Annotated in this window: 3 protein-coding genes; 2 read left to right on the top strand and 1 reads right to left on the bottom strand. The window is 66.5% G+C overall.

Annotated elements, in window-relative coordinates; all coding sequences use genetic code 11:
• Positions 1-459 precede the first annotated feature (459 nt).
• Positions 460-1,002: an SMI1/KNR4 family protein gene (locus ADL08_RS09460; protein ID WP_053641628.1), complete on the top strand. Its 543-nt coding sequence runs from the start codon at positions 460-462 to the stop codon at positions 1,000-1,002.
• Positions 1,003-1,120: 118 nt separating this feature from the next.
• Here ADL08_RS09460 and ADL08_RS09455 read toward each other — a convergent pair whose 3' ends face one another.
• The gene (locus tag ADL08_RS09455) at positions 1,121-1,870 is read right to left on the bottom strand and encodes an IS5/IS1182 family transposase (RefSeq protein ID WP_053641627.1); all 750 of its coding nucleotides are present in this window, start codon (positions 1,868-1,870) and stop codon (positions 1,121-1,123) included.
• Between the two features lie 211 nt (positions 1,871-2,081).
• Between ADL08_RS09455 and ADL08_RS09450 the strand changes: the two genes are divergently transcribed.
• On the top strand, positions 2,082-2,314 hold a 233-nt coding region (locus ADL08_RS09450; RefSeq protein WP_199836978.1), incomplete at its 3' end, for a transposase family protein.

Genomic DNA, 2,314 nt, shown 5'->3' with positions numbered 1-2,314 from the left:
CATCGGTACCAACGATGTGTTCTCCTCGACGAACGTGATGCTTCTCGGGCTCATCGCCCTGGCCCTGCACCTGGCGGGCATCGGAGCCGGCCGGAGCACGCACACCTCCGGACGCCGCCCCTGGTCCCGCTCCTGACCCGCCCCTCCGCGACCAGCGCGGCCCATGGCGAGGGACGAGCCGATGACACCGGCCAGGTCGAGAACGCCCATCAGCGGTTCACGCTCCGCATCAGTGCCGGGCATGACTGCTCCGGAACGATCAGCCTGCCGCCGGGACAGCCCTCCCGGGCGTCCCCCAGTGAGCTTTTTCAGAGTGGCCACTGATCGGGTGACTCGGGTCGAGTCAGGTTGAGGACCGCAGCGCACAGGGCTCCCGCGCCGTTGAGGGAGGTGTTCGAACTGCAGTAGGTGAGCCCGTTGAGTGGCATGGCGAATCCGTGCAGAGAGGGGCGGCGGGGAATGAGCGTGGTGGAGAGCTGGTCCCGTGTAATGAGTCTCCTCCGGGAGCATGCTCCGGCCGATCACGCGGACTTGCCCGGCCCCGCCTCGGAGCGGACACTCGCGGCTGCCGAGGAGCGCATGGGTGTCTCATTGCCTCAGGAACTGCGGGCGTGGCTGCTGCAGAACAACCTGGATCTTCCCGAGGACGACGTGGACGACTACGTCGCCTGTTGCGGTTACGCCGGGTTCCCGGACGAGGGCAGCTTCTTTCTGGGCATCCAGGCGATGGAGAAGCTCTACGCGAACCATCCCTTGTCCGGTGGGGGCGACTGGCGCGAGGAGTGGATCCCGTTCCTGTCGGATCAGGACGGTTGGATGGGGAAGTTCATTGATGCGACGGACGGACGTATCGGCAGATGGTTCGTGGGTGAGCCCACGATCACTGGCGAGTACGCGTCATTGGCTGACTACTTCGAATCCGTGGCAGAGATGCTGACGAGGATCGGCGCGGGGGACTATCCGGTCTGTTCGGTTGTCGAAGGGCGACTTGTCTGGTCGTGAGGCCCCGAGGCCGTGAACGGAAGTGCCCCTGGAACCGCAGGACGGCCGGGGGTACTTCTCGTGATCCGGTTACGGAGTGGGAGCGGTGAATCCGTTGAGGTCGACCCAGTGAGGATTTTCAGCGTCGACGCTCCGGAGTGAGGACGGCTGCGGCAATGGCCGTCATGCGGTTGGGGCTGCAGCGGGCTTTGCGGAAGATGTGCCAGGATTTGAGGCGCGCGACGCTTCGTTCGACGGGTGCCCGCGCCGCTGACGGGGACCGGTTGATCGTCTGCTGGGTCGTGGTCAGGTCCCGGTTCGGGGGCCGTCTGAACGGTGTGGTCACCCAGGGGCCGGCCCCGGTGTAGGCGCGGTCGGCGAGGACGGGGACGCCCTGGCGTTCGCAGATCCGGATGATGCGGTGGGCGCGGGTGGTGGTCAGGTCGTGGGTGCGGCCGGGCAACGCGGGTGGGATCCACAGCAGTTTGCCCGCGGGATCGGCCACGACCTGCACGTTCACTCCGTGACGGCGGTGCTTCTGGGAGAAGTCGACCCGGCTGTCGCCGACCCGGTCGCACTCGGCGAGCGTCCCGTCGAGCAGAACGTGATCCGGATCGGCCGCGCGCAGGACCCGCAGGAGGCCCGGCGCCCGGCCGGACAGGTGCTGGACGACGGCTTGGACGTAAGCGTGGGCGGTGCCGACGGATACGCCGAAACCGGCCGCGATCTGCGCGGGCGTGTCGTGCCGGCGAAGATATACCAGGCCCACGAGCGCACGCTGACGGGGCGGCAGCTTGCAGCGTCGGTCACCCTCACGGGTGACGACGAGCATCGATACCCACTCGACCAGAGCATGAGGCAGGTCGAGCGCGGCAGGATGGGGAACCAACAGGGCTCCTATGCCGATGGGTTGAGACTTCAAACGCCTCCCTCAACGGCGCGGGAGCCCTGTGCGTTGCGGTCCTCATCCTGACTCGGCCCGGGTCACCCGATCAGCGGTCACTCTGAAAAAGCTCAGTGAGCTTCTTTCATCCTGTGTTGGAGGGTGAAATGGGCTGGTCAGCGAGGGTGGTGACGAGGCAGGGCCCCTGGTCGTTGGCGTGGTGATCTCACTCAACACGCTGGCGACCGAAGGGGCCCTGGTGGTTCCGTATCCTGCCATGCTCGATGTCCCGCACGAGCTGGTTGAGCATGTTTCCTGGCTGCTGTACGAGCACCGCCGGGCCCGCAACATGCGGTGGCGCAGGCTCGGCTGCTTCCAGCAGGCACTCCTCACGCTGGTCCATCTGCGGAAGAACGAGACGTTCTCGCAGCTTGGAGCAGGTTTCGGGAT

The organism is Streptomyces sp. NRRL F-6492 (assembly GCF_001280125.1).
In the GTDB taxonomy this organism is placed as follows: Bacteria; Actinomycetota; Actinomycetes; order Streptomycetales; family Streptomycetaceae; genus Streptomyces.
Note: the sequence above shows the minus strand (reverse complement) of the source record. Positions and strands in the feature narration are given on the sequence as shown.